Below are 22,132 nucleotides of genomic sequence, written 5' to 3'. Positions count from 1 at the left end.
CATCACTCCCGGTGCACGGGAGCCGGTGGCTACGCCGCGGAGGTGTCCAGTGGCTCCGCGGCCAGCAGGGCGGCGAGTTCGGCGCGGTGCAGGCCGGCTATCGGGGCCACCAGGTCCGGGTGGCGGAGGAGGACGGACGCCGCGCGGTCGTGGGCGCCGGGGGAGGTGAGCCGGAGGGCGTCGCCCGCCAGGGAGGGGCCGTGCTCGGTGGCCGCCACGGCCGCCACGGCGGAGGCGGCCAGGGCCGGGTCGGAGAGCAGGCAGGCCGCCCAGCTCACGACGACCTCGTCCACCCAGGTCCGCCAGCCGGTGCCGGCCTCCCTCACGGCCTCGTGGTCGCCACCGGCGCCGGAGGCCCGGTCCAGCCGGTCCGCGCCGCCGGGCGCGAGCAGCCCGAGCAGGGCGGCGTCCAGTGCGGTCGGGTAGCGCAGGGCGGCGGCGATCATGGCGGCCTGGCGGGCCTGTGCCTCGGCCAGGGCTCGGCTGAGCGCTCCGCCGGTCGCCGGGTAGGCGGACAGCAGCCACCGGGTGGCCGCGGCGATGACCGACGAGAACTCACTGTGCATGCCTGGCGGACCGTCCTCCGTGCGCGTGGATGCCGCGCCCGTCCGGTGCGCGGCGCGCCCAGCGTACGCAGAACCTCGCTTTCGCGACATGAGCCGCATCACGCCCGCGACCCGCGAGGACCCGGCGCAGGGTCCCGGAAGGGACGGGAACCCTGCGCCGCCGCCCGTGTGCGGCCGGAGGTCAGGACCGGCCGCGGCCGCTCACGAAGTCGCGGGCGCGGTCGACGAGGCCCGCACCCGGGGCGAGGATCTTGTTGGCGGGAGGGGTGTCCGGCGCGGCGGGGTGCGGGCGGGTGGGGGCGAGGGACTTGGCGCGGCGCACCTTGTCGCCGAGGTCGTCGAGCGCCTCGGGCGTGCACGCGTCACCGAGCAGGGGGAACAGCCTGCCCTCCTCGTCCTGGACGTGCGCGGTCACCTCGTCCATCAGCCGCATCAGCAGGGGGTGGAACCGGCCGTCGTTCGGCGGCAGCTGTTCCAGTTCCTTCAGCAGTTCCTCGATCCTGGCGTGGTCCGCGATCTCCTTGTCCGCGATGCGGTCCCCGCCCTCGACGTGCTCGCGGACGGCCGGGTAGAGGTACTGCTCCTCCGCCACCGAGTGCCGCACCAGCTCGATGGTCACCTCGTCCACCAGCTCCCGCAGCGCCGGGTCGCCGGTCGACATCGACTGCATGCGGTCGAAGACCTCCTCGACCTCGCGGTGGTCGGCCAGCAGCTCAGCGATCACGTTTCCGCCGTGTCCCATTCCCTCACGCCTTTCCGTGCGGCAGTACGGCCCGGGCGTGCGCCGGGGCCGAACCCCATGCATTCCACCCTCCCGGTGCCGAGCCCACCGGGCGGGGCGGTCACCACCCACCCGGCGGCACCTGTTCAGGGACGTGCGCAGGCCCGGCGGCGCGGGTCCGCGCGGGCGATCAGAAGGGCCACGTCGTCGTGGTCGTCCGCGCCGCGCAGCTCGCGCAGCAGCCGGTCGCAGGTCTCCTCCACCGAGGGGTCCGGGGCGCCGAGCAGGTCCACGAGCAGGGCGAGGCGTTCGTCGATCGGGTCGTCGCGGGTCTCCACCAGCCCGTCGGTGTACAGCACCAGACGGTCGCCGGGCGCCAGCGTGACGTCCGTGCTCTCGAACGGGACGCCGCCGACCCCCAACGGCGTCCCCGTGGGCAGGTCGAGCAGCTCCGGTGAGCCGTCGCCGTGCACCAGGACCGGGGGCAGGTGCCCGGCGGTAGCCAGCCGGCACTCGGCGCTGCGCGCGTCGTACAGGGCGTACACGCAGGTCGCGATGTACGGGTCGAGGCCGCGCGTGATCTTGTCGAGGTGGCCCAGCACCCTGGCGGGGTCCAGGTCCAGCTCGGCCAGCGTGGAGGTGGCGGTGCGCAGCCGCCCCATGGTGGTGGCGGCGTCGATGCCGCTGCCCATGACGTCGCCGACGACGAGCGCGGTCCGGTCGTCGTCGAGCGGGATGACGTCGTACCAGTCGCCGCCCACCTTGCTCGTGGCCTGCGCGGGCCGGTAGCGGGCGGCGACCTCCAGGCCGGGGTGGAAGGGCTGCGGCTCCGGGAGGAGGCTGCGCTGCAGGGTCTCGGCGGTGTCGCGCACCTGCTGGTACCAGCGCGCGTTGTCGATGCACACGGCCGCACGGGCGGCGAGTTCGCAGGCGAGGGTCAGGTCGTCCTCGTCGAAGGAGGTGTCCGTACGGGCCCGGCTCATGCCCAGCACGCCCAGCACCTCGCCGCGGGCGATGAGCGGGACCGCCATGCACGAGTGGACGCCCGCCTCGGCGAGCAGCCGTGCCGACCCCGGGTCGGGACTGATGCGTTCGAGGTCGCGCCGGCCGGCACGGGCGATCATGTGCGGGCGCAGCGTGCGCACGCAACCGGCCGAGAGGTGGTCGGCGTGGTACGTGACGGCCTCGCCCGGGGCCGGGACGGCCCGGGTCGCGTCCGTCGGGTAGGCGCTCCGGACGGCGAGGGAGCGGAACACCGGCGGGTCCCGGGGCGGGGCGGTGCCGCGCCGGTCCAGGACGGCGTCGAGGATGTCGACCGCCGCGAGGTCGGCCAGGTCGGGCACGACGACCTCGACGAGTTCCCGCACCGTCCGCTCCACCTCCAGGGCGGTGCCGATCCGGGCGGACCCCTTGGCGATCATCGCCAGCCGGCGCCGGGCACGGTCGGCCTCCGCGGCAGCGCGGTGCCGGTCGGTGATGTCGACGACGACCTCGGCGACGCCCAGCACATGCCCGCGGTGGTCCTCCAGCCGGTACAGCGACACCGCCCACGCGTGCTCCTCGCGCGGCCCCGACGGCGCGTGGCCGACGATGTAGCGGTCGACCATCGGTACGCCCGACGCCAGCACCTGCCGCATCTCGGCCTCCACCGCCCGGAACTCGGGCCCGGGCAGGACGCCGCGGAAGGTGCGGCCGAGGTGGTCCCGGACCGGGATGCCGTGGAACCGGGCGAGCGCGGGGTTCAGGGAGAGGTAGCGCAACCCGGTGTCCAGCACCGCGATGCCGATCGGCGACTGCGAGATCAGCCGGGTGGACAGGGCGACCTCCTGCTCCACCTCGCGCATGGTGGAGCGGTCGGTGGCGAGGCCGAGGATGTAGTGGTCGCCCAGGCTGTCCATCAGGCGCATGTTGCGGAACTCCACCAGCCGCCGGCTGCCGTCCTTGCGGCGCACCGGGAAGGACCCCGCCCAGCTCTCGCCGGTCTTCATGATCTCGGAGAACAGCCGGTCGACGAGCCTGCGGTGCGCGTCGTGCACCAGCAGGTGGGCGGCGTGGCGGCCGACCGCCTCCTGCGCCGTGTAGCCGAACAGCTCCTCGGCCTGCGGGCTCCACATGTCGACCCGGCCGTCACCCTGCAGGAGCACCGCGGCCACGCCCAGGAGGTCCAGCAGTCCGCTCGGGCCCGTGGAGACCTCGTCCTGCCCCTCCGGGCCGGTCGTGCGCCGATCCGCGTCGTCCATGGTGGGGGCCTCTTCCGCCTGCCGTTCCGGCCGGTCGGTCCGCCGTCCCCCGACGCCCTTGCGGGTGGGATTCCATGGTCCCCCCGCAGCCGTGGCGGCGCACCCCTCGCGGCGGCCCGGTACGGGGCCCGCGGCGCGCCCCGTCACGGCACACGTCGGCTTGCGGGGACCGCGAGGAAGACGCACACAATGGGTCAGCAGGTGGGGCTTCTGACGCGGCCGGCGGCACCGTCCGTCCTGCGTGCCGGTCCGGGACCAGTGGAGGAAAGCCCTGTGAGCGTTCTACCGCCCTCGCTCGCCCGTCCCGAGGGCCCGCCCGCCGGTCCGCTGTCCGGCCCGGACGGAACGGACGAGGGCAGGCCCCCCGGCCAGGACCCGCCCGGGCGGCGGCGCCGGACCCCGACGGTCGTCGTGGGGGAGCCGCCCCCGCCACCGGGCGAACCGCCGGACGACGGCGGAGGCGGCGGTGGGGGCGACGGGGACGACGGTGGTCCCGGACGTCCGTGGTGGCGCTCGGTGCCCAAGGTGGCGCTGCTCACCGCGGCCGTGGTGGCCGCGGTGGCCCTCGCCGTGGTGTACACCCGGCCCGGCGGGGTGTCGGGCGGCAAGCCCGGCGAGCTGTTCCTGCAGACCGCGGGCAGCGCGGGACCCGACCCGTTCACGCGGTCGACGGCCGAGGGGACCGCCGCCCCTTCGCAGCCGCCGGCCCTGCCGACCCCGTCGGCCACGGGGGGCACCGTGCGGCAGGTCTACAGCGGCAGCACGCCGGGCCTGTACGGCGGCACGCGCGACGTCGCGAGCTGCGACGTGGAGAAGCAGGTCAGCGCCCTGTCCGCGGACCCGTCGAAGAACAAGGCGTTCGCCAGGGTGCTGGGCCTCACGCCGTCCGAGGTGCCGGCCTACCTGCGGGACCTGACCCCGCTCCAGCTCCGCGCCGACACCCGGGTCACCAACCACGGCTACCGCGGCGGCCGGCCCACCGCCTTCCAGTCGGTGCTGCAGGCCGGGACCGCGGTCCTGGTGGACGACCGGGGCCTGCCCCGGGTGCGCTGCGCCTGCGGCAATCCGCTGACCCGGCCGGTCGAGCAGAAGGACGGCGCCGACACCGTCGGCCAGGCGTGGCCCGGCTACCAGCCGTCCAGGACGGTGGTGGTGGCGCCGGCGTCCCGGCCGGTGAAGGAGTTCGTGGTGCGCGACCCCGCCGGCGGCCAGTGGTTCACCCGGGACAGCGGCGACGGCAAGGCCACCGGCGACGAGCGGACGACGGCGCCGCAGAGCGTGCCGTCCGGCAGCCCGCCGGGTTCCCCCGGGGGTTCGGCGGCGGCCCCCGCCACGCCGACGGGGGAACGGGGCGGGACCGCCCCGCAGTCCCCGCCGCCCGGTACGGGCCCCGCCCCGCGCACCCCCGGGCCCGGAACGCCCGCACCTCCGGGAGGGGAGAGTCCCCCGCCCGGCGGTACGGGCCCCGGACAGCCGTCCGGCCCGGCCGCGTCCAGGTGACGCATGCCGGGCCGGGACCGGTGCCCCGGTCTCAGTGCGTGGTGAAGTCCGCCATCATCGCCATGTCCTCGTGCTCGAGGTTGTGGCAGTGGATCATGAACTTGCCCGTGTAGTCCGTGAAACGGACGGCCACCTCGACGGTCTCGCCGGGGCCCGTCGCCACCGTGTCCTTCCACCCCGCGTCGAACGCCCCCGGCTTCTTGCCGTTGCGGGACAGCACCCGGAACGCGTCGAGGTGCACGTGCACCGAGTGGAAGAACACCGAGGTGAACTTCCAGATCTCGACCGAGCCGAGCTTCACGTTGGCCAGTGAGCGGCCGGGCTTGTACGGCAGGTTGTTGATCGTCCAGCCGTCACGCGAGTGCCGGAAGGCGAACGTACGGTGCGCCACGGCCTTGCTGGGGTCGAGCACCGTCGCCGGGTGGCGCGACAGCCGGTTGGGGATGTGGCTGTCGTCGTGCGGCTTCCGGGACGACGGCGAGACGTCGAAGCGCATGACCTGCGCGGTGCTGCCGCTGCCGTACCGGTTGACCAGGCGCACCTTGGTGCCGGGCCGGTAGCGGGCGAAGTCCACGACGATGTCGAAGCGTTCGGCGGGGGCGATGCGCAGGCTGTCGTGCGCCAGCGGGCGGCCCAGCAGTCCGCCGTCGCTGCCGATCTGCAGCAGGCCCTTGCCGCCGGGCGGCGGGGGGTCCAGTTCCAGGCGGAAGTCCCGGACGTTGCAGCCGTTGAGGAACCGCAGCCGGTAGCGCTGCCGCTTGACCCGGTGCACCGGCCACGGGGCGCCGTTGACCAGGATGACGTCGCCCATCATGCCGAAGTGGTGCGCGTGCACGACGCCCGGCTTGTGCATGCCCGAGTCGACCGCGGGGTAGAGCAGCGACCCGTTCTCGCCGAACGCCCGGTCGGCGAGCAGCAGCGGGATGTCGCGGGAGCCGCGCGGCAGGTCGAGCGCGTCCTCCTCGTCGTCCGTCAGCAGGTGGAACCCGGCGAGGCCGCGGTACACCGCCGGGCCCGTGTAGCCCATGCGGTGGTCGTGGTACCAGAGCGTCGCGGCGCGCTGCAGCATCGGGTAGGTGTAGCTGCGCTGGCCGTGGCTCATGCGGCCGGACGAGCCGTGCATCTCGGGCATGCCCGCCATCGCGTCGTCGTACGACATGCGGCTGCCGACCGGCATCGTCAGGTCGATCGGGTAGCCGTCGCTCTCCTCGGGCGTGTGGCCGCCGTGCAGGTGCACGACGGTCGGCTGGGGCAGCTCGTTGCGGTGCGTGACGACCGTGGTGCGCCCCGAGCGGGAGAGGATCGTGGGCCCGGGGAAGTAGCCGTCGTACGTCCAGCAGCTGGTGTGCAGTCCCGGGAGGATCTCCAGCTTCGCCGCGCGCTGGGTCATGTTGTAGTAGTCGGTCGTCGGGGTCCGCAGCGTGGGCTGGAGGACCGGTGGGATCGGCAGGGGTACCTGGTACGGGCGGGGGAGCCGGGCCTTGCTCCGCAGGACCCCGCCCGGTGGTACATCGGCAAGCGGTGTGCCCGCCCATGCCCTGCTCGTCGCGCCCGCCCCTACGACGGCCGCCCCCGCGGCGAGAAAACGGCGCCTGCCGATGCCTTCGATCACGTAGGGCTCCCAAATGTGACGATTTGCGCAATTTTACGGTCGGCGACACAATAGCCCGCCCGAGCCGTGCGCAACGGCGCCACACGCGGGCCCCGCGAACAACCTTCGGACCGGCCCGGCGCCCGTCCGGCCCGCCGTCCCGCCGCCCGGCGCCCGGATCAGGGACGTCGGCGGCCCCGTCCCACGACGTCGTGCCGGGGGTCGAGCACCGCCGCGCCGACGCCTGCCAGGACGAGCCCGGCCGCCAGCAGCAACCCTTGTGGCAGCACGATGCCGATGAGGATCCAGGCGAGCGCGACGGTCAGCAGGAACCAGCCCGTCCGCCGCCGGTACTCACGTGGCGCGCAGGGGCGGCCGGTCCGCAACCCCTCGGCGAAGCGGGGGTCCGTGCGCCTCGTCTCGGCTGCGATGTCCTCGATGGCCTTGTGCAGGTGCGGCATGGTGTCCTCCTCCCGGAGACGGTGGGCCCTGTCACGTCCACCGTCACCCGCGCCCGCCTGCGGAACCATCGGGTCCGGCACCCAATCACGCGGTACGGAAATGGGTGCCGGCCCCGATGGCGGCCACCCCCCGGGCCGGGGCAGGCTGGAAGCGGGACCCGGGTGCCCACCACCCGCGGCGGGAGGAGCGCGGCGTCCCCGCCCGGGCGTCACCGCGGTGCCGGCGGACGGTGGGGGTGGGCCCCGGAGGAAGGCGGGACCATGTCGCTGTACTGGCGGATCTTCCTGCTGAACGGCGCGGTGCTGGTCGTCGCCACGGTCCTGCTGCTCGGGCCCGTTACCGTCTCCACTCCCGTCCTGCTGGGCGAGGCGCTGGTGATCGGCGTGGGACTGGCCGCGATGCTCGGCGCCAACGCCCTGCTGCTGCGGGTCGGCCTCGCGCCGCTGCAGCGGCTGAGCCGGGCGATGAACTCCGCCGACCTGCTCCGCCCCGGCGGCCGCCCCGCCGTCACCGGATCCGGGGAGGTGTCCGCGCTCATCACGACGTTCAACACCATGCTCGACCGTCTGGAGACCGAACGCGCCACCACCAGCGCCCGCGTGCTGTCCGCGCAGGAGGCCGAACGGCAGCGCATCGCCCGGGAACTCCACGACGAGGTCGGCCAGACCCTCACCGCCGTCGTCCTGCAGCTGGGGCGCAGCGCGGACCTGGCCCCCGGACCCCTGGGCGACGACCTGCGGCAGGTGCAGGAGACCACCCGCGCCGGGCTCGACGAGATCCGCCGCATAGCGCGGCGGCTGCGCCCCGGCGTCCTGGAGGAACTCGGCCTGCGCAGCGCCCTGCGCGCCCTGGCCGGCGAGTTCACCACCCCCGGGCTCACGGTCGTCGACGTGGACCATTCGGCGCCCGCCCTTCCGGCGCTCGACCACGAGACCGAGCTGGTGCTCTACCGGGTGGCCCAGGAGGCCGTCACCAACGCGGCCCGGCACTCGGGCGCGGACCGGGTGGAGATCCACCTGGGTGCCGTCCCCGGGGGCGGCGCCGAACTGCTCGTCCGGGACAACGGCAAGGGCCTCGGCCAGGTCCCCGAAGGTGCCGGGATGCGCGGCATGCGCGAACGGGCCCTGCTCATCGGCGCCGCGCTGACCGTGGGCGCCGCCCCCGGCGGCGGCACCGACGTCCGTCTCGACGTACCCGCGCCGCCGGCGGACGGACCCCGATGACCGCCCCGCCCCCCACCCGCATCCTCCTCGCCGACGACCACGCGCTGGTGCGGCGGGGGGTCCGGCTGATCCTCGACGGCGAACCCGACCTGACCGTCGTCGCCGAGGCCGGCGACGGCGCCGAAGCCGTCGCCAAGGCCCGCGCGGAGCCCGTCGACCTGGCCGTCCTGGACATCGCCATGCCCCGCATGACCGGCCTGCAGGCCGCCAGGGAACTGAGCAGGCTCCGCCCTGGCCTGCGCATCCTCATCCTGACGATGTACGACAACGAGCAGTACTTCTTCGAGGCCCTCAAGGCCGGGGCCAGCGGATACGTCCTGAAGTCCGTCGCCGACCGCGACCTGGTCGAGGCCTGCCGGGCCGCCGTGCGCGACGAGCCGTTCATCTACCCGGGCGCCGTCACCACCCTGATCCGCAGCTACCTCGAACGCGCCCGCCAGGGCGAGCCCCTGCCCGCCCGCGCCATCACCGAACGCGAGGAGGAGATCCTCAAGCTCGTCGCCGAGGGCCACACGTCCCAGGAGATCGCCGGCCTGCTCTTCATCAGCGTCAAGACGGTCGAGCGCCACCGCGCCAACCTCCTGCAGAAGCTCGGTCTGCGCGACCGCCTCCAACTCACCCGCTACGCGATCCGGGCCGGACTCATCGAGCCCTGACCCCGCCCTGACCCCGGCCGCCGGGCTGCCTCACGACCCGGCGAGGACCTTGTCGACCTCTCCCAGGAAGGCGTCCAGGTCCTTCGGCGTGCGCGAGGTGACCAGCGGGTACCCGGCGGAGGCGTCGCTCACCACCGGCTCGTCGACCCAGGACGCGGCGCCCGCGTTGAGCAGGTCCGTCCGCACCGAGGCGTACGAGGTGAGCGTCTTGCCCTTGGCCACGCCCGCCTCGACCAGCGCCCACGGGCCGTGGCAGATCGCCGCGATCGGACGCCCCGACGAGGCGAACGCCCGCACGACGTCCATCGCCCTGCCCTGCAGCCGCAGGTTGTCGGCGTTGATCGTGCCGCCCGGGATGAGCAGCAGGTCGAAACCGGCGGGGTCCACCTCGTCGAGGGTGGTGTCCGGTTCCACGACCTTGCCCGGGTCCTTGTCGCCGACCAGTGTCTGCACGACGTCCCGCCGCGTCGCCGCGACGGTCACGTCGGCGCCCTTCTCACGGAGGTGCTCGACGGGGACGACCAGTTCGTCCTGCTCGACCCCGTAATTGCTGACGACCGCCAGGACGCGGCGGCCGCCCGGAAACTCTGCAGCCATGGATTTTTCCTCTTCTGTGCCTTCTATGCCTTCTGTGCATTCTGCGCGCTTCTCCTGCGAAATGGGCACCTGCCCGGGAGTCGGCCGGGGAAACGTGGCCGTACGGGCCGCCCGGCCGGCGACGAGCAGGACTCACTCGCCGCAGCCGGGGTAGGCGGACGGTCGGAAAGCGAGGAAGGGATCGGCGAAGGGGCGGGCGAAGAGGGAGCCTGCGATGAGCGAAGCGCGGCAGCCGCTCGGCGCCGATCAGCTCGAGGCCAGGGCACTCGGCCCCAGTGGACTCATGGACCTGCTGGGAGTCGCCGCGGTCCTGCTCGAGTCGGACGGGCGCATCGACATGTGGAGCCCGCAGGCGGAGCAACTGTTCGGCTACACCGCGGGTGAGGCCGTCGGCCGTTACGCGGCGCCGCTGCTCGTCCGGCCCGAGCACCGCGACGACGCCATGAAGTTGTTCACCGAGGTGCTCGAGACCGGCCGCAGCTGGTCGGGGGCGTTTCCGGTGCGCCACAAGGACGGCTCGACCCGGCTGGCGGAGTTCCGCAACGTCCGCCTGACGGACAGCCGCGGCCGCGTCTACGCCCTGGGGATAGCCACCGACCGCCCCGTGCTGCAACGGCTCGAACGCGGCCTCGCCCTCTCGCTCCAACTGGTCGCCCAGTCCCCGATCGGGCTCGCGGTGCTCGACACCTCGCTGCGCTACCTGTCCGTCAACCCCGCCCTCGCCAGGATGCACGGCATGACGGAGGGCGACCACATCGGGCGCCGCTTCCGCGAGGTGCTCCCCGGGCCCAGGTTCCGGATGGCCGAGGACGCGCTCCGGCAGGTCCTGCGCACCGGCACACCGATCGTCGACCGGTACGTCGTCGGCCGCACGGCCGCCGACCCCACCGCCGACCGGGCCTGGTCGGTGTCCTACTTCCGGCTGGAGGACCGCAACGGGAACGTCCTGGGCATCGCCACCTCCGTGGTGGACGTCACCGACCGGCACCGCACCGCCCAGGAGGCCGACCGGGCCCGGCGGCGGCTCGCCGTGATCGCCGACAGCTCCGCCCGCATCGGCACCTCCCTCGAGGTGGAGGACACCGCCCGCGAACTCGTCGACGTCGTCGTCCCCGAGCTGGCCGACTTCGCCGCGGTCGACGTCCTCGACTCCGCGCTGCGCGACGACGGCGGCGAGCCCGGCCTCGACCGCCCCCGCTTCCGCGCGCTCTCCTCCAAGTGCGTCGACGCCGGTGACGCGGCCGGTGCCTTCGGCAGGGCCGGCCGGCTCGTCAGCTACGCCCCCGACCACCTCGCCGCGCGGTGCCTGGACACCGGCCGCCCGGGTCTGATCACCCACGCCGACGAGCGGAGCCTGGTACGCGTCGCCCGTGACCCCGACGCCGCATCGCTGTTGGCCCGCGCGGGCGTCCACACGGCCATGGCGGTCCCGCTCATCGCCCGGGGCGTGATCCTGGGCGTCCTCGGCCTGGCCCGCGCCGGCACCCCCCAGCCCTTCGACGAGGACGACCAGACCCTCGCCGGCGAACTGGCCTCCCGCGCCGCGGTGTCCATCGACAACGCCCGCCTCCACCAGCAACTGCGCAGCACCGCCGAGACCCTGCAGCGCAGCCTCCTGCCGCAGCTCCCGCCCGCCCACCCCCGCCTCGAACTCGCCGCCCGCTACTGCGCGGCCCAGGCCAGCAGCGAGGTCGGGGGCGACTGGTACGACGTCATCCCCTTCGACGACGGCCGGGTCGCCCTCGTCGTCGGCGACGTCATGGGCAGCGGCGTCCCCGCGGCGACCACCATGGGACGGCTCCGCACCGCCACCTCCACCCTCGCCGGCCTCGACCTCGACCCCGCCCAGGTCCTCGGCCACCTCGACCGGATCACCCACGGGCTCGACCCCTACATCGCGACCTGCGTCTACGCGGTCCACGATCCCGCGCGCGGGGTCTGCCACCTCGCCAACGCCGGCCACCTGCCCCCGGTCGTCGTCCGTGCGGGCAAGCGCCCCGAACTGCTCGACCTGCCCACCGGCACCCCGCTGGGGGTGGTCGGCGGCGTGCCCTTCGAGAGCACCACCGTCGACCTCGTCCCGGGCGACCGCCTCGTCCTCTACACCGACGGCCTGGTCGAGACCCGCGACCGCGCCATCGACGAACGCCTCGACGACCTGCTCCGCCTCCTCGACGCCCCCGACGAGCCGGTCGAGGAGACCTGCGACCGCCTCCTCGCGGCCCTGCGCCACCCCGCCGACCGTGACGACGTGGCCCTCCTCATCGCGCGCCCGAAGGACGTGTGACGGAGCGCAGGGCAGCGCAGAGCTCGCCGTCCACCGGGGGCCGGGCCCCGCCGCGATCGACGGGGCCGCGCCCCGCGAAACCGGGGTGCGGGACGGCGGTGCGGTGGTGTGGGATCGGGGCATGGCGATCGTGGTGGGCAGGCCGGGAGCCGACGGGCTGGGCGCGGCCGTGGGCGTGCTGGGGGAGTGGCAGTACGAGGGGGCGCCGATGCAGCTGCACCCGGGGGACGTGGGCTGGTTCTGGCGGTTCGGCGCGGAGGCGACGGCCGCGGCGGTACGGACCTGGAGCCGGGGCGGACGGATCCTCGCCGTCGGACTGCTGGACGGTGCCGGGCTGTTGCGGCTGACCCTCGCGCCGGACGTCCTGCGGGACGAGGAACTGGCGCGGCAGGTCGTCGCGGACGTGACCGACCCCGGACGCGGCGTGCTGCGGGCGGGCGAGGCGTACGTCGAGGCCCCGGCGGGCGCGCTGGTCCAGGATCTGCTCGCCGAGGCCGGCTGGGACACCGACGAGCCGTGGACGCCGTTGCGCCGTGACCTCACGCAGCCGGTGGAGGACCCGGGCGTGCGGATCGAGGTGACCGGGCCGGGGCGGGCCGGCGTGCGGGCCGCCGTGCAACGGGCCGCGTTCGACGCGTCGACGTTCACGGAGGAGCGCTGGCACGCGATGGCGGGCGGCCTGCCGTACGCCGGCGCCCGGTGCCTGGTCGCCCACGACCACCGGGGTGACGCGGTGGCGGCGGTGACGGTGTGGTCGGCCGGCCCGGGGCGGCCCGGGCTGCTCGAGCCGATGGGCGTCCACCGGGAACACCGCAGGAACGGCTACGGCACGGCGATCAGTGTCGCCGCCGCGGCCGCGCTGCGGGAACTCGGCTCGTCGAGCGCGATCGTCTGCACGCCGAGCTCCAATGCCGCCGCCGTCGCGACCTACACCGCGGCGGGCTTCCGGCCGCGACCCGAGGTCAGGGACCGGCGCAGGGACGCGTAGCCGGTCGCGGCCGTCGACCGGAGGGCACGTGCCGCTGACGGGCCGGCCCGAAAACCCGTTGGCGGAACGGGGCGGGCGTTGCTAGTCTCCCCGAGGCCGTGCGAGAGAACCAGGAGGTGGTACCCGTGAACATCATGTCGACGTGGGTGCTCCCCTCCGGGGTCACGGTCGGGCGATAGGTCGTCCGGGAGCGCCGTTCAACAGCCCTCCCGAAAGGCACGACCGTGCACTTCACTTCCGAACAGCGCCTCGACGACGGCGTCCTCGAGCGCGAATTCCTCCTCGGCGAGACCCCCGGCACCCTGTGGACGCCCGGACCCGCACCCGTACCGCTGGTCCTGATGTCCCACAACAACGGCCTGCCCAAGGCCGATCCCCGGCTGGTGGCCCGGGCCCGTCACACCGCGGCGCGCGGCTACGCGGTGGCCACCATCGACGCCGCCGGCTGCGGTGACCGCCCCCGTTCCGCCGCCGACGAGCGGGCCCGCGCCGACCTCCGGCGGGCGATGCAGGCCGGCGAGCCGGTCGACGAGATCTTCGAGTCCTTCATCGGCCCGCTGGTCGAGAACGCGGTCCCGGAATGGCGGGCCACGCTGGACGCCCTCCTCGAACTGCCCGGGATCGGCGGCCCGGTCGGGTACTCCGGTGGGTGGACCGCCCTCGGCATCCGCCTCGCGGTGACCGAGCCGCGCATCGCCGCCGCGGGCTTCTTCGCCGGGGGGTACGTGCCCCGGGCCCAGCGCGAGGAGGCCCGGCAGGTCACCGTCCCGCTGCTGTTCCTGCTGCAGTGGGACGACGAGGGGAACCCCCGGCAGCGGGCGCTGGACCTGTTCGACGCCTTCGGCAGCAAGGAGAAGACGCTGCACGCCAACCTGGGCGGGCACACCGGCACCCCCTGGTTCGAACTGGAGGACGGGTGCCGCTTCTTCGACCGGCACCTGAAGTGACGCCCCGCCGTCCGGCGCGCACCGGACGGTAGGCGGCAGCGGCAACGACCGGTGCACCGCCGTCGAGGACGGGCCCCGGCCCTCCTCGACGGCGGTGACGGTCCCGCCGGTGCCGCGCGGTTCGAAGGCGACGCTGCCGCCCGCGGCTGCCGGCCGGGGGAGGGGCCCGGCCGGGGGTGCCGCGGGCGGCAGGAGGTGCGTCAGGTCGTGCTGAAGGTGAACCAGTTGACGTTCACGAAGTCGGCCGGCTGGCCGCTGGTGAAGGTCAGGTACACGTCGTGCTTGCCGGTGACGCCCGAGATGTTGGCCGGGACCGTCGTCCAGTTCTGCCAGCCGCCGGTGTTGGCGACGGAGAAGCTGCCGATCGGGGCGTTGCTCCGGCTGTCCAGCCGTACCTCGACCAGGCCGCTGACGCCTCCGGCGGCTCCGGAGGCGACCCGGGCCTTGAACTGCCGGGCCGCGGTGGTCCCGAAGTCGACGCCGGAGTAGAGCGCCCAGTCGCCGTTCGCGAGCGACGCGAGGTTCTTGCCGCCGCCGCTGTCCGTCGTGGTCTCCACGGTGGTGCCGGACTGCTGGGTGTACGACTCGGCCTGGAGGGTGCCGTACGCGCTGCCGGTGCCCCCGGTCGGCGGGGGATCGGTCGGGGGCTGCGTGCCGCCACCGCCGGAGCTGTAGACGGCGACGTAGTCGACCAGCATCGGCACGCCCGAGACGGTGGAGGCCGTCGGCGTCTTGTACCCGGCCACCGGGTCGGGGAAGGCCCCGCCCATCGCGACGTTGAGCAGGATGAAGTGGCCGTGCGCGGTGGCCGCGTTCCAGGTGGAGGCGTCCATCTGGCTTGAGTTCACCGAGTGGAACTGCACACCGTCGACGTACCAGCGCAGTTGCTGGGGGCTGACGCTGCGGTCCCACTCGAAGGCGTACGTGTGGAAGTTGCCCTGGCACGCGCTGCCGGGGCAGGCCCGGGTGGCGCCGAGGCCGGTGGTCTCGTTGCAGTAGCCGCCCGGGTTGGTGCCGCAGTGCAGGGTGCCCCAGACCTGGTTGACGCCGTTCACGTTCTCCATCAGGTCGAACTCGCCGATGGAGGGCCAGTTCCAGTAGTTGCCCCGGTAGGGCGCGCCCAGCGTCCAGAAGGCGGGCCAGTAGCCGGCCGCTGCCGCGCCGGTGACGTTCGGCATCTGGATGCGGGACTCGATGCGTAGCTTGCCGCCCGACGGGGGCTCGAAGTCGCTGCGGCGGGTCTCGACGCGCCCGGAGGTCCAGTTGCCCGCGGAGTCCCGGATCGGGGTGATGCGCAGGTTGCCGGAACCGTCCTGGCGGAGGTTGGCGGTGTCGGAGGTGTACGTCTGCACCTCGCCGGTGCCCCAGTTGGCGGCGCCGCCGGGGTAGCTGGTGCCGGTGTCGACGATCCAGTTGTCGCTCGACGGGAGGGTGTTGGCGGCGCCGCTGAAGTCGTCGCTCCAGACGGTGGTCCAGCCGGACGGTGCCGTCGGGACGGCGGCCGTGGCCGAGCCGAGCAGGCCCAGGCAGAGGGCGGTGGCGGTGGCTGCGGCAGCCATCACCAGGGTGATCGGTCTGGCGGCGTACCGCCTGCGGGGGGTCGTTCGCGTGGACACGGGGGTGATGCCTCCTCGGGATCGGTGCCGGGGAAGGGTGCGGTTCAGGGTTGAGCGTTGAGAGCGCTCTCATCTGGCGGGAACACCTTCCCGCCGGGGTGAACCGCGGTCAATACATGGAACAGAAGAAGTAGTACATGCGTCCCTGCCTTCACTGCTTGGAGGCGGCGGGTCCTGCCGGGGCGGGCGCGGCCCGCACCGCCGGGGCCAAGTGGTGTCCGAAAGAGCACCGTTGAGCGGTCCTCCGCGCCTCGGCAGGGCATGTCACCGTGTGTGTTCCGGCTGCTGAGAGCGCTCTCTCCCAGGGGTCGTGACCCCGTCCGGCATCGGGCCGGACCGATCAGGCCGTCATGAAACGCGCCGAGCCGGGTAGCCGATCCCTGTAGGAATGGGGGTGAATGCGAAGCCGGCAGGTCCACGCCGCGGGCGTGGACGGCGGGCGACGCCGAGGGCCGGTCCCGTCCGAGCGGGACCCGGCCCGGCCGCGCACCGCGCGGTCAATGCCCCGGGGCCCGCCCCCGCGGCGCGTCCGGCCCGGTGCGCGGCAACGGCGACCAGGGCCGAGCAAGGGAGTGCATCATGATCATCCTCGGCATCATCCTGCTGATCGTCGGATTCCTCGCCGGAATCTCCATCCTGTGGACCCTGGGAGTCATCCTCGTGGTCATCGGCCTCGTGCTCTGGGTCCTGGGTGCCATGGGGCACGCCGTCGCGGGGCGCCGCCACTACTACTGACGGCGGGTGAGCCCGCCCGCGTGCCGCGTCCTCCGGGGCGCGGCACGCCCATGGGTGCGGGGCCGCGGGCGCGGCCCCGCCCACCCGTCCGCCCGGCCGTCCTCGCGCCTGCGCCCGGTCGCGGCGGGGGTCGCCCGGATGGGCCGCCTGCAGTGGTCACCGGCGCGCGCTGGGGATTGGTTGTGATATGTCCCCCCGACGCCCAGGTGCACTGGAGTATTCGCATGGAATCCGGTTCCTCCGCGCACAACTGCCCCTTCGACTTCGCCGAAGCCCTCGAGTTCGACCCGCAGCTGAAGCACTTCATGGAGAACGAGCAGATCTCCCGCATCAAGCTGCCGCACGGTGAGGGTGAGGCCTGGCTGGTCACGCGGTACGAGGACGTGCGTACGGTGACGACCGACCGGCGCTTCAGCCGCGCCGCCGTCGTCGGCAAGGACTTCCCCCGCATGACGCCGGAGCCGATCGTCCAGGACGAGGCCATCAACGTCATGGACCCGCCGGACAGCAGCCGGCTGCGGTCGCTGGTCTCCAAGGGCTTCACCCCCCGGAACGTCGAGCACATGCGCCCCAGCATCGAGCGGGTCGTCGCCGAACTGCTCGACGGCATGGAGCGGAGCGGCTCCCCGGCCGACCTCGTGGAGCACCTGGCCGCGCCGCTCCCGCTGGCCGCGATCTGCGAGGTGCTCGACATCCCCGACGAGGACAGCTGGGAGCTGCGGGGCCACGCCCGCACCATGATGGACTTCAGCCCCGACAACCGGGCCAACGCCGTCCACTCCAAGGCCTTCCTGCGGGACTACTTCACCAAGCTCACCGCCGACCGGCGCGCCCGCCCGGGCGACGACCTGGTCAGCGTGCTGGCCACCGCCCGTGACGGGGACGAGATCCTCAACGACAAGGAACTCGCCGTCATGGCGATGGTCCTGCTCATCACGGGCCAGGACACCACGTCCAACGAGATCGGCAACATCGCCTACACCCTGCTCACCCGCCCCCGCGAGCTGGCGATGCTGCGGGAGCGGCCGGACCTCATCCCGCAGGCCATCGAGGAGATGCTGCGCCACATCCCGTTCCGCAAGGGCGTCGGCATCCCGCGGATCGCCATCGAGGACGTCGAGATGGGCGGTGTGCTGATCAAGGCCGGAGACGTCGTCCACGTCTCGTACCTGACGGCGAACCGCGACCCCGAGAAGTTCGACCGCCCCGACGAGCTGGACCTGGAGCGCACCGGCACGCCCCACATGACCTTCGGCTGGGGCGGCCACCACTGCCTGGGCGCGCCCCTGGCGACCATGGAGCTCCAGGTGGCCTTCAGGGAGCTGCTGCGGCGCTTCCCGGACCTGAGGCTGGCCAAGCCCGCGGACGAGGTGCGGTGGAGCGCCACGTCGATCTGGCGCTACCCGGTGGCCCTGCACGTCGCCTGGTGACGCGTCGCCCCGGCCCGGACCGGCCCCGCACCCCGCACGGGTGCGGGGCCGGTCCCGTCACGTCGTCCCTCGTGGCGACGGGTGCGGGCCGCTCCGACATGCGGAATCCGCCCAAGTGACGTACGTTTTCCTGGTGGACGCAAATCTGAACAGGCCATGAATCCACTTCGACAGCGGCCGGTCCCCTTTTGTGAACCGACTTTTGCCGGGACCTCCTGAGAGTCCCCCTGTGGGTGCGCCGATGAATGCGCCCGTACCCCCTACCGCATTTTCGTGACAGGTACGGGCCTGCTCCGGAAATCCCGGAGCAGCGCACCACATGGACCATAGCCCGCCGAGGGGCAGGAAATGGAGCCACCCATGGCTGTTCTGTGCAAGCCGGTGATTTCGGTACCCGACAACGTTATCACCTGCGAACAAACGCTCGAGCTGGCACGGCGGCTGCACAAGGACCACCCGCAACTCGGCCTGACCCTCAGGCTCATTGAGAACACGGGCGTTCAGAAGCGGCACCTGATCCAGCCGATCGAAGAGGTGCTCAAGCATCCGGGCTTCGACGTGCGCAGCCAGATCTACGAGGCGGAGTCGAAGGCGCGGGTACCGGCCGTCGTACGAAAGGCTCTCGACCAGGCCGAGTTGGAGCCCGAGGACATCGACATCATCGTGTACGTCTCGTGCACGGGCTTCATGATGCCCTCGCTCACCGCGTGGCTCATCAACAAGATGGGCTTCCGCCACGACACCCGGCAACTGCCCATAGCGCAGCTCGGTTGTGCGGCGGGCGGCGCGGCCATCAACCGCGCCCACGACTTCTGCACGGCGTACCCCGAGGCCAACGCCCTCATCGTGGCCTGCGAGTTCTGCTCGCTGTGCTACCAGCCCACGGACTTCAGTGTCGGAACGCTGCTCTCCAACGGCCTGTTCGGCGACGGCATCGCCGCCGCCGTCGTCCGGGGCAGCGGCGGTACCGGGATGCGGCTGGAGCGCAACGCCTCCTACCTCATCCCGAACACCGAGGAGTGGATCTCCTACGCGGTGCGCCAGACGGGCTTCCACTTCCAGCTCGACAAGCGCGTCCCCGGCACCATGGAACCCCTGGCGCCGGTGCTGCGCCAGGTCGCCGAGGACCACGCGTGGAACGCCGCCAAGCTGGACTACTACATCATCCACGCCGGCGGCCCCCGCATCCTGGACGACCTGTGCCGCTTCCTCGGCGTCCCGCCGGAGTCGTTCCGGTTCAGCCGGGCCACGCTGACCGAGTACGGCAACATCGCGAGCGCCGTCGTCCTCGACGCCCTGTACCGGATGTTCGAGGAGGGCTCCGCCCTCGACGGGCACCGCGGGCTGCTGGCCGGCTTCGGCCCGGGCATCACCGCGGAGATGGTCCTCGGCACCTGGGTCACCAACGGGCTCGACTCCACGATGACGCCCCAGCACGCCTACGGGGAGTACGACGTCATCACCTGAGCCGCAGCCCCGGCGGGCGACGGTCCGGGCCGGCGGTGGCCGGGGGCACCACGGTGTCCCGGCCACCGGCCGGCCCGGCCCTCACCGGACGGGCGCGGCCCGTCCAGCCCTGCGACGCGGCGGCCGCGCGGCCGCCGCGTCGCACCCGTTCCCCCGGTCCGTCAGGCGGGCACCGCCCCCTCGCGGGCGGTCACGAAGCCGACCACGGCCTCCGCGAAGCGCCCGGGCTCCTCGAGGTGGCCGAAGTGCCCGCTGTCCTCCAGGACCAGCAGCTCCGATCGGGGGATCAGCCCGTGCAGTTCATCGGCCCACCGCACCCCGCAGATCACGTCGTACCGGCCGACCACGACCAGCGCCGGGACGGTGAGGGCTCCCAACTGCCCGCGGTCGTCGATGACATCGGGGACGAGGCCGGTGTCCAGCCCCGAGATGTACGTGCCCGTCACCGCGGCGCGCAGGGGCGCGAACTCCTCCTCCCGGGCCCAGTAGTCGGCGAAGTACGCGGGCAGCAGGCCCTTGAGGGCCGCCGTCATCCCCGCGTCGTCGGAGATCGCGGACACCCCCTGCAGGGCCCCAAGGGCCTCCGGCAGACCGGGGTGCCCCGCGTTGCGGGCGGCGAACTCCGCCACCTTGCGCGCCGCCTCGGCGCCGAGCTCGGGGCCGGTGACCGGGGAGCTGTCGTAGAGGACGACCCCGGCGACGCGCGCGGGACGGCGCAGGGCGTGGTACTGGACGACGAAGCCGCCGTGCGAGTGCCCCAGGAGGTACACGCGCGGGGCGCCGAGGTGGTCGACGAGGGCCTCCAGGAACCGGCTGTAGAGCTCCCGGGTGTACCCGTGCGGGTGCGAGGGCAGCCGGCCCGAGCCGCCGGTGCCGACCGGCTCCGGGTAGACGACCGTGAGGTGCCGTTCGACCTCGGGCATGCGCAGGTACTCCCAGAACACGCCCGGCCCGCCCGAGTGCGCGATGCACACCGGACCGGTGCCGGTGCCGTGGACGTGGTAGCGCTGGACCACACCGTCCACCTCCAGGGTGTGGGTGCCGGGGGACAGGGGGTGGGTCGCGGACGTGGACATCCGTACTCCGTTTCCGAAAGGTGTCGAGGACACCGACAGGACGGCGGGCGGCACGCGAAGTTCGATCGGCGGCGGGTGACGGTCGTCACATCCCGGGCGGGGCCGCCGGGCGGGCGCCGCGCTCGGGGCGCGTACGCGCGGATGGGCCGGTCGGCCCCCTCCCGGGGCGGAAATGATCCGTGCGGCCCCTGCAACGGGAGCACCGGCGCGTGCGACGGTCGACGGACAGGGAAGGGAGCGCGGCCATGGGCGGCAGGGCGGTGTTCTGGCGCTGGCGCCGCAATCCGATGCGGCGGCGGTCCGATGTCCTGGAGGCCTGGACGGGTGTGGCGGCGGCGCTGCTGATCGCCGCGGGCGCCCCGGCCGCGGGAGCCGCCACGGCGGTCGCGGTCGAGCACTCCGAGCTGCGGCACAGCGCGGGCACCCACCTGGCGACGGCCGTCCTGACCGAGGACGCCGCGAAGGCCGTGGAGAACCCGTACACCGGCTCCATCGGCAAGGTCCTCACCACCGTCCGGTGGACCGCGCCCGACGGCTCCACCCGGACCGGCGAGGCGCGCGTCGAACCGGGCAGCCACGCGGGGTCCCCCACGACCGTCTGGCTGGACGCCGGCGGCCACCTGCAGCAGAACCGGCTCACCCCCGCGCAGGCCGAGGCCCAGGGAGTGGTCTTCGGCACGGTCGCCGCGACGGGCGCCTGTGCGCTCGTCCTCGCCGGCCGCTGGATCGTCCGCCTGTGGATCGACCGCCACCGCGCCGCGGCATGGGACCGCGAGTGGGAGCGGACCGGCCCGTCCTGGGGCCACCGGAGGGCCTGAGGCCGGAGGCGGACGTGCGGCACGGCGGACGAGGAGGCGCGGTGGGCGGCCTGGTGGTGGTGGGGGCGGACGGCTCGGCCTCAAGCCTCGCCGCGGTGGAGACGGCGGCCAGGGAGGCCGCGTGGCGCGGGGCGGCGCTGCGGGTGGTGCACGACCCGGGGGTGTGCGGATCGTGCCCTGAGGCGCGACCGGCGGTTCGCCGCGGTGCGGGCCCTCACCCGGTCGGGAGACCGAGGGCGATGTTCCCGGTATCGCTTCCGGTGACCGCCGGTGTCGTCGATGATGTCCGTGTGATCAACCGCGTCAGTGCCCTGATGTCGGCCTTCGGTGTCCTCGTCGGCCTGATGCTGCTCCTTCTCGGCGTCCGTGAGTACCGCTCCGGAGCGTCGGTCCTCTGGCTCGTGGCCGGGATCCTGATCTTCCTCATGGCCGTGCACACGCTCGTGCGGGACGTGCGGCGGCTCCGTGGCCGACCGCGAGCCTGACGGCAGCCCCGCTCCGCGCCCCCACCCTGTCCCGCCGCTCCGGTCCGGGACGAAGCGGCCTACCCGGACGTGATGCGGCGGCCCGTGACGCCGGTGGGCACGACACGGATCCACAGGGTGCGGTCGCCGCCCGCCCACGGGCCGCTGTACTCGCGCTCCGCCAGGCTCCGGACGGCGGGCGGGTCGGTGACGGCGGTGGCGAGACCGCGGACGAGCACGCTCCAGCCCTGGCTGAGGACCTCGTCCACGTGGTCGACCTCGAACGCGCACCGGGTGTCCGCGGCCGCCGCGGGCGTGGCGCCCGGGTCGGTGCGGAAGGCGATCACGCCCTCGGTGACCGTGTAGTTGACCGGCAGGACGGCGAGCCCGTCGGGTGTGTCCAGCCCGATCCTGCCGACGCCGTGGGTGGACAGCAGGGCCCAGCACTCCTCGGGGCCGAGTTCCACCAGTTCCGTCCGGGGCGCCGGGGTCGGCTCCTGTCCGACGTGCGGCAGGTGGCCCGGGGCGATGCCGGCGCGTTCCGCCGCCTCCTCCGGGGACGGGCCCGTCTCCTCCCGGCGGCTCGCGATCCGGCGCCCGATGTCCCCGGCCGCGGCGGCCGCGTCCTGCTGCGTCATGCCCGGTCACGTCCTTCCGTACGTCGCGGCCGCGTCACCCCCCACCGCCCCGTCCGGACCCGCCCCCGTACGCTTGGCGCAGTGGTGACCTGTTCCCACTGTCCCCGACG

The 22,132-nt window shown here is 73.7% G+C and carries 20 protein-coding genes; 11 read left to right on the top strand and 9 right to left on the bottom strand.

The window, feature by feature from the left end; genetic code table 11:
* Window positions 1–29 precede the first annotated feature (29 nt).
* The 3 genes from ACZ7MY_RS37920 to ACZ7MY_RS37910 form a co-directional block, all read right to left on the bottom strand.
* Complete coding sequence (locus ACZ7MY_RS37920) at window positions 30–566, bottom strand: hypothetical protein (RefSeq protein ID WP_499609508.1); 537 nt, start codon at window positions 564–566, stop codon at window positions 30–32.
* Window positions 567–747: 181 nt separating this feature from the next.
* Window positions 748–1,308, bottom strand: coding sequence for a hemerythrin domain-containing protein (locus ACZ7MY_RS37915; RefSeq protein WP_499609505.1), 561 nt, complete (start codon window positions 1,306–1,308; stop codon window positions 748–750).
* A gap of 125 nt (window positions 1,309–1,433) precedes the next feature.
* A complete protein-coding gene (locus ACZ7MY_RS37910; RefSeq protein ID WP_499609502.1) occupies window positions 1,434–3,527 on the bottom strand; it encodes a SpoIIE family protein phosphatase in 2,094 nt (697 codons plus the stop codon).
* Between the two features lie 273 nt (window positions 3,528–3,800).
* Between ACZ7MY_RS37910 and ACZ7MY_RS37905 the strand changes: the two genes are divergently transcribed.
* Window positions 3,801–5,027: a DUF6777 domain-containing protein gene (locus tag ACZ7MY_RS37905; RefSeq protein ID WP_499609499.1), complete on the top strand. Its 1,227-nt coding sequence runs from the start codon at window positions 3,801–3,803 to the stop codon at window positions 5,025–5,027.
* A gap of 31 nt (window positions 5,028–5,058) precedes the next feature.
* On the opposite strand, the gene ACZ7MY_RS37900 is transcribed toward ACZ7MY_RS37905, so the two are convergent.
* Complete coding sequence (locus ACZ7MY_RS37900) at window positions 5,059–6,639, bottom strand: multicopper oxidase family protein (RefSeq protein ID WP_499609497.1); 1,581 nt, start codon at window positions 6,637–6,639, stop codon at window positions 5,059–5,061.
* 158 nt (window positions 6,640–6,797) lie between these two features.
* Window positions 6,798–7,079 carry a DUF3040 domain-containing protein gene (locus ACZ7MY_RS37895; RefSeq protein ID WP_499609495.1) on the bottom strand — a complete coding sequence of 94 codons (282 nt, stop codon included), beginning with the start codon at window positions 7,077–7,079 and terminating at the stop codon, window positions 6,798–6,800.
* Window positions 7,080–7,340: 261 nt separating this feature from the next.
* Between ACZ7MY_RS37895 and ACZ7MY_RS37890 the strand changes: the two genes are divergently transcribed.
* A complete protein-coding gene (locus tag ACZ7MY_RS37890; RefSeq protein WP_499609492.1) occupies window positions 7,341–8,303 on the top strand; it encodes a HAMP domain-containing sensor histidine kinase in 963 nt (320 codons plus the stop codon).
* Window positions 8,300–8,959 carry a response regulator transcription factor gene (locus ACZ7MY_RS37885; protein WP_499609489.1) on the top strand — a complete coding sequence of 220 codons (660 nt, stop codon included), beginning with the start codon at window positions 8,300–8,302 and terminating at the stop codon, window positions 8,957–8,959. Before ACZ7MY_RS37890 ends, ACZ7MY_RS37885 begins: the two co-directional genes overlap by 4 nt.
* Before the next feature lie 30 nt (window positions 8,960–8,989).
* Here the strand turns inward: ACZ7MY_RS37885 and ACZ7MY_RS37880 are convergent, their stop codons facing one another.
* The gene (locus tag ACZ7MY_RS37880; RefSeq protein WP_499609487.1) at window positions 8,990–9,556 is read right to left on the bottom strand and encodes a type 1 glutamine amidotransferase domain-containing protein; all 567 of its coding nucleotides are present in this window, start codon (window positions 9,554–9,556) and stop codon (window positions 8,990–8,992) included.
* A 214-nt stretch (window positions 9,557–9,770) separates the two neighbouring features.
* Between ACZ7MY_RS37880 and ACZ7MY_RS37875 the strand changes: the two genes are divergently transcribed.
* The 3 genes from ACZ7MY_RS37875 (at window position 9,771) to ACZ7MY_RS37865 (ending at window position 13,778) form a co-directional block, all read left to right on the top strand.
* Window positions 9,771–11,843 carry a SpoIIE family protein phosphatase gene (locus ACZ7MY_RS37875; protein ID WP_499609484.1) on the top strand — a complete coding sequence of 691 codons (2,073 nt, stop codon included), beginning with the start codon at window positions 9,771–9,773 and terminating at the stop codon, window positions 11,841–11,843.
* 121 nt (window positions 11,844–11,964) lie between these two features.
* Entirely contained in the window at window positions 11,965–12,831 is an 867-nt protein-coding gene (locus ACZ7MY_RS37870; RefSeq protein ID WP_499609481.1) for a GNAT family N-acetyltransferase, read from the top strand.
* 224 nt (window positions 12,832–13,055) lie between these two features.
* On the top strand, window positions 13,056–13,778 hold the full coding sequence (locus ACZ7MY_RS37865) for a dienelactone hydrolase family protein (RefSeq protein WP_499609480.1): 723 nt from the start codon (window positions 13,056–13,058) through the stop codon (window positions 13,776–13,778).
* Between the two features lie 200 nt (window positions 13,779–13,978).
* Here the strand turns inward: ACZ7MY_RS37865 and ACZ7MY_RS37860 are convergent, their stop codons facing one another.
* Window positions 13,979–15,337, bottom strand: coding sequence for a glycoside hydrolase family 16 protein (locus tag ACZ7MY_RS37860; RefSeq protein WP_499609573.1), 1,359 nt, complete (start codon window positions 15,335–15,337; stop codon window positions 13,979–13,981).
* Window positions 15,338–15,973: 636 nt separating this feature from the next.
* Between ACZ7MY_RS37860 and ACZ7MY_RS37855 the strand changes: the two genes are divergently transcribed.
* The 3 genes from ACZ7MY_RS37855 (at window position 15,974) to ACZ7MY_RS37845 (ending at window position 19,026) form a co-directional block, all read left to right on the top strand.
* Entirely contained in the window at window positions 15,974–16,129 is a 156-nt protein-coding gene (locus ACZ7MY_RS37855; protein ID WP_499609476.1) for a DUF6131 family protein, read from the top strand.
* A gap of 224 nt (window positions 16,130–16,353) precedes the next feature.
* Entirely contained in the window at window positions 16,354–17,559 is a 1,206-nt protein-coding gene (locus ACZ7MY_RS37850; RefSeq protein ID WP_499609473.1) for a cytochrome P450, read from the top strand.
* A 360-nt stretch (window positions 17,560–17,919) separates the two neighbouring features.
* Complete coding sequence (locus tag ACZ7MY_RS37845) at window positions 17,920–19,026, top strand: type III polyketide synthase (protein WP_499609472.1); 1,107 nt, start codon at window positions 17,920–17,922, stop codon at window positions 19,024–19,026.
* A 161-nt stretch (window positions 19,027–19,187) separates the two neighbouring features.
* Here the strand turns inward: ACZ7MY_RS37845 and ACZ7MY_RS37840 are convergent, their stop codons facing one another.
* Complete coding sequence (locus ACZ7MY_RS37840) at window positions 19,188–20,102, bottom strand: alpha/beta fold hydrolase (protein WP_499609470.1); 915 nt, start codon at window positions 20,100–20,102, stop codon at window positions 19,188–19,190.
* Between the two features lie 245 nt (window positions 20,103–20,347).
* On the opposite strand from ACZ7MY_RS37840, the gene ACZ7MY_RS37835 reads away from it, so the two are divergent.
* Window positions 20,348–20,920: an Rv1733c family protein gene (locus tag ACZ7MY_RS37835; protein ID WP_499609467.1), complete on the top strand. Its 573-nt coding sequence runs from the start codon at window positions 20,348–20,350 to the stop codon at window positions 20,918–20,920.
* A gap of 290 nt (window positions 20,921–21,210) precedes the next feature.
* A complete protein-coding gene (locus tag ACZ7MY_RS37830) occupies window positions 21,211–21,405 on the top strand; it encodes a hypothetical protein (RefSeq protein ID WP_499609465.1) in 195 nt (64 codons plus the stop codon).
* A 59-nt stretch (window positions 21,406–21,464) separates the two neighbouring features.
* Here the strand turns inward: ACZ7MY_RS37830 and ACZ7MY_RS37825 are convergent, their stop codons facing one another.
* Complete coding sequence (locus ACZ7MY_RS37825; RefSeq protein ID WP_499609462.1) at window positions 21,465–22,022, bottom strand: pyridoxamine 5'-phosphate oxidase family protein; 558 nt, start codon at window positions 22,020–22,022, stop codon at window positions 21,465–21,467.
* Window positions 22,023–22,132 lie beyond the last annotated feature (110 nt).

The organism is Streptomyces sp. NPDC111520 (genome assembly GCF_055635295.1).
This window is presented reverse-complemented; position numbering and strand designations above follow the sequence as displayed.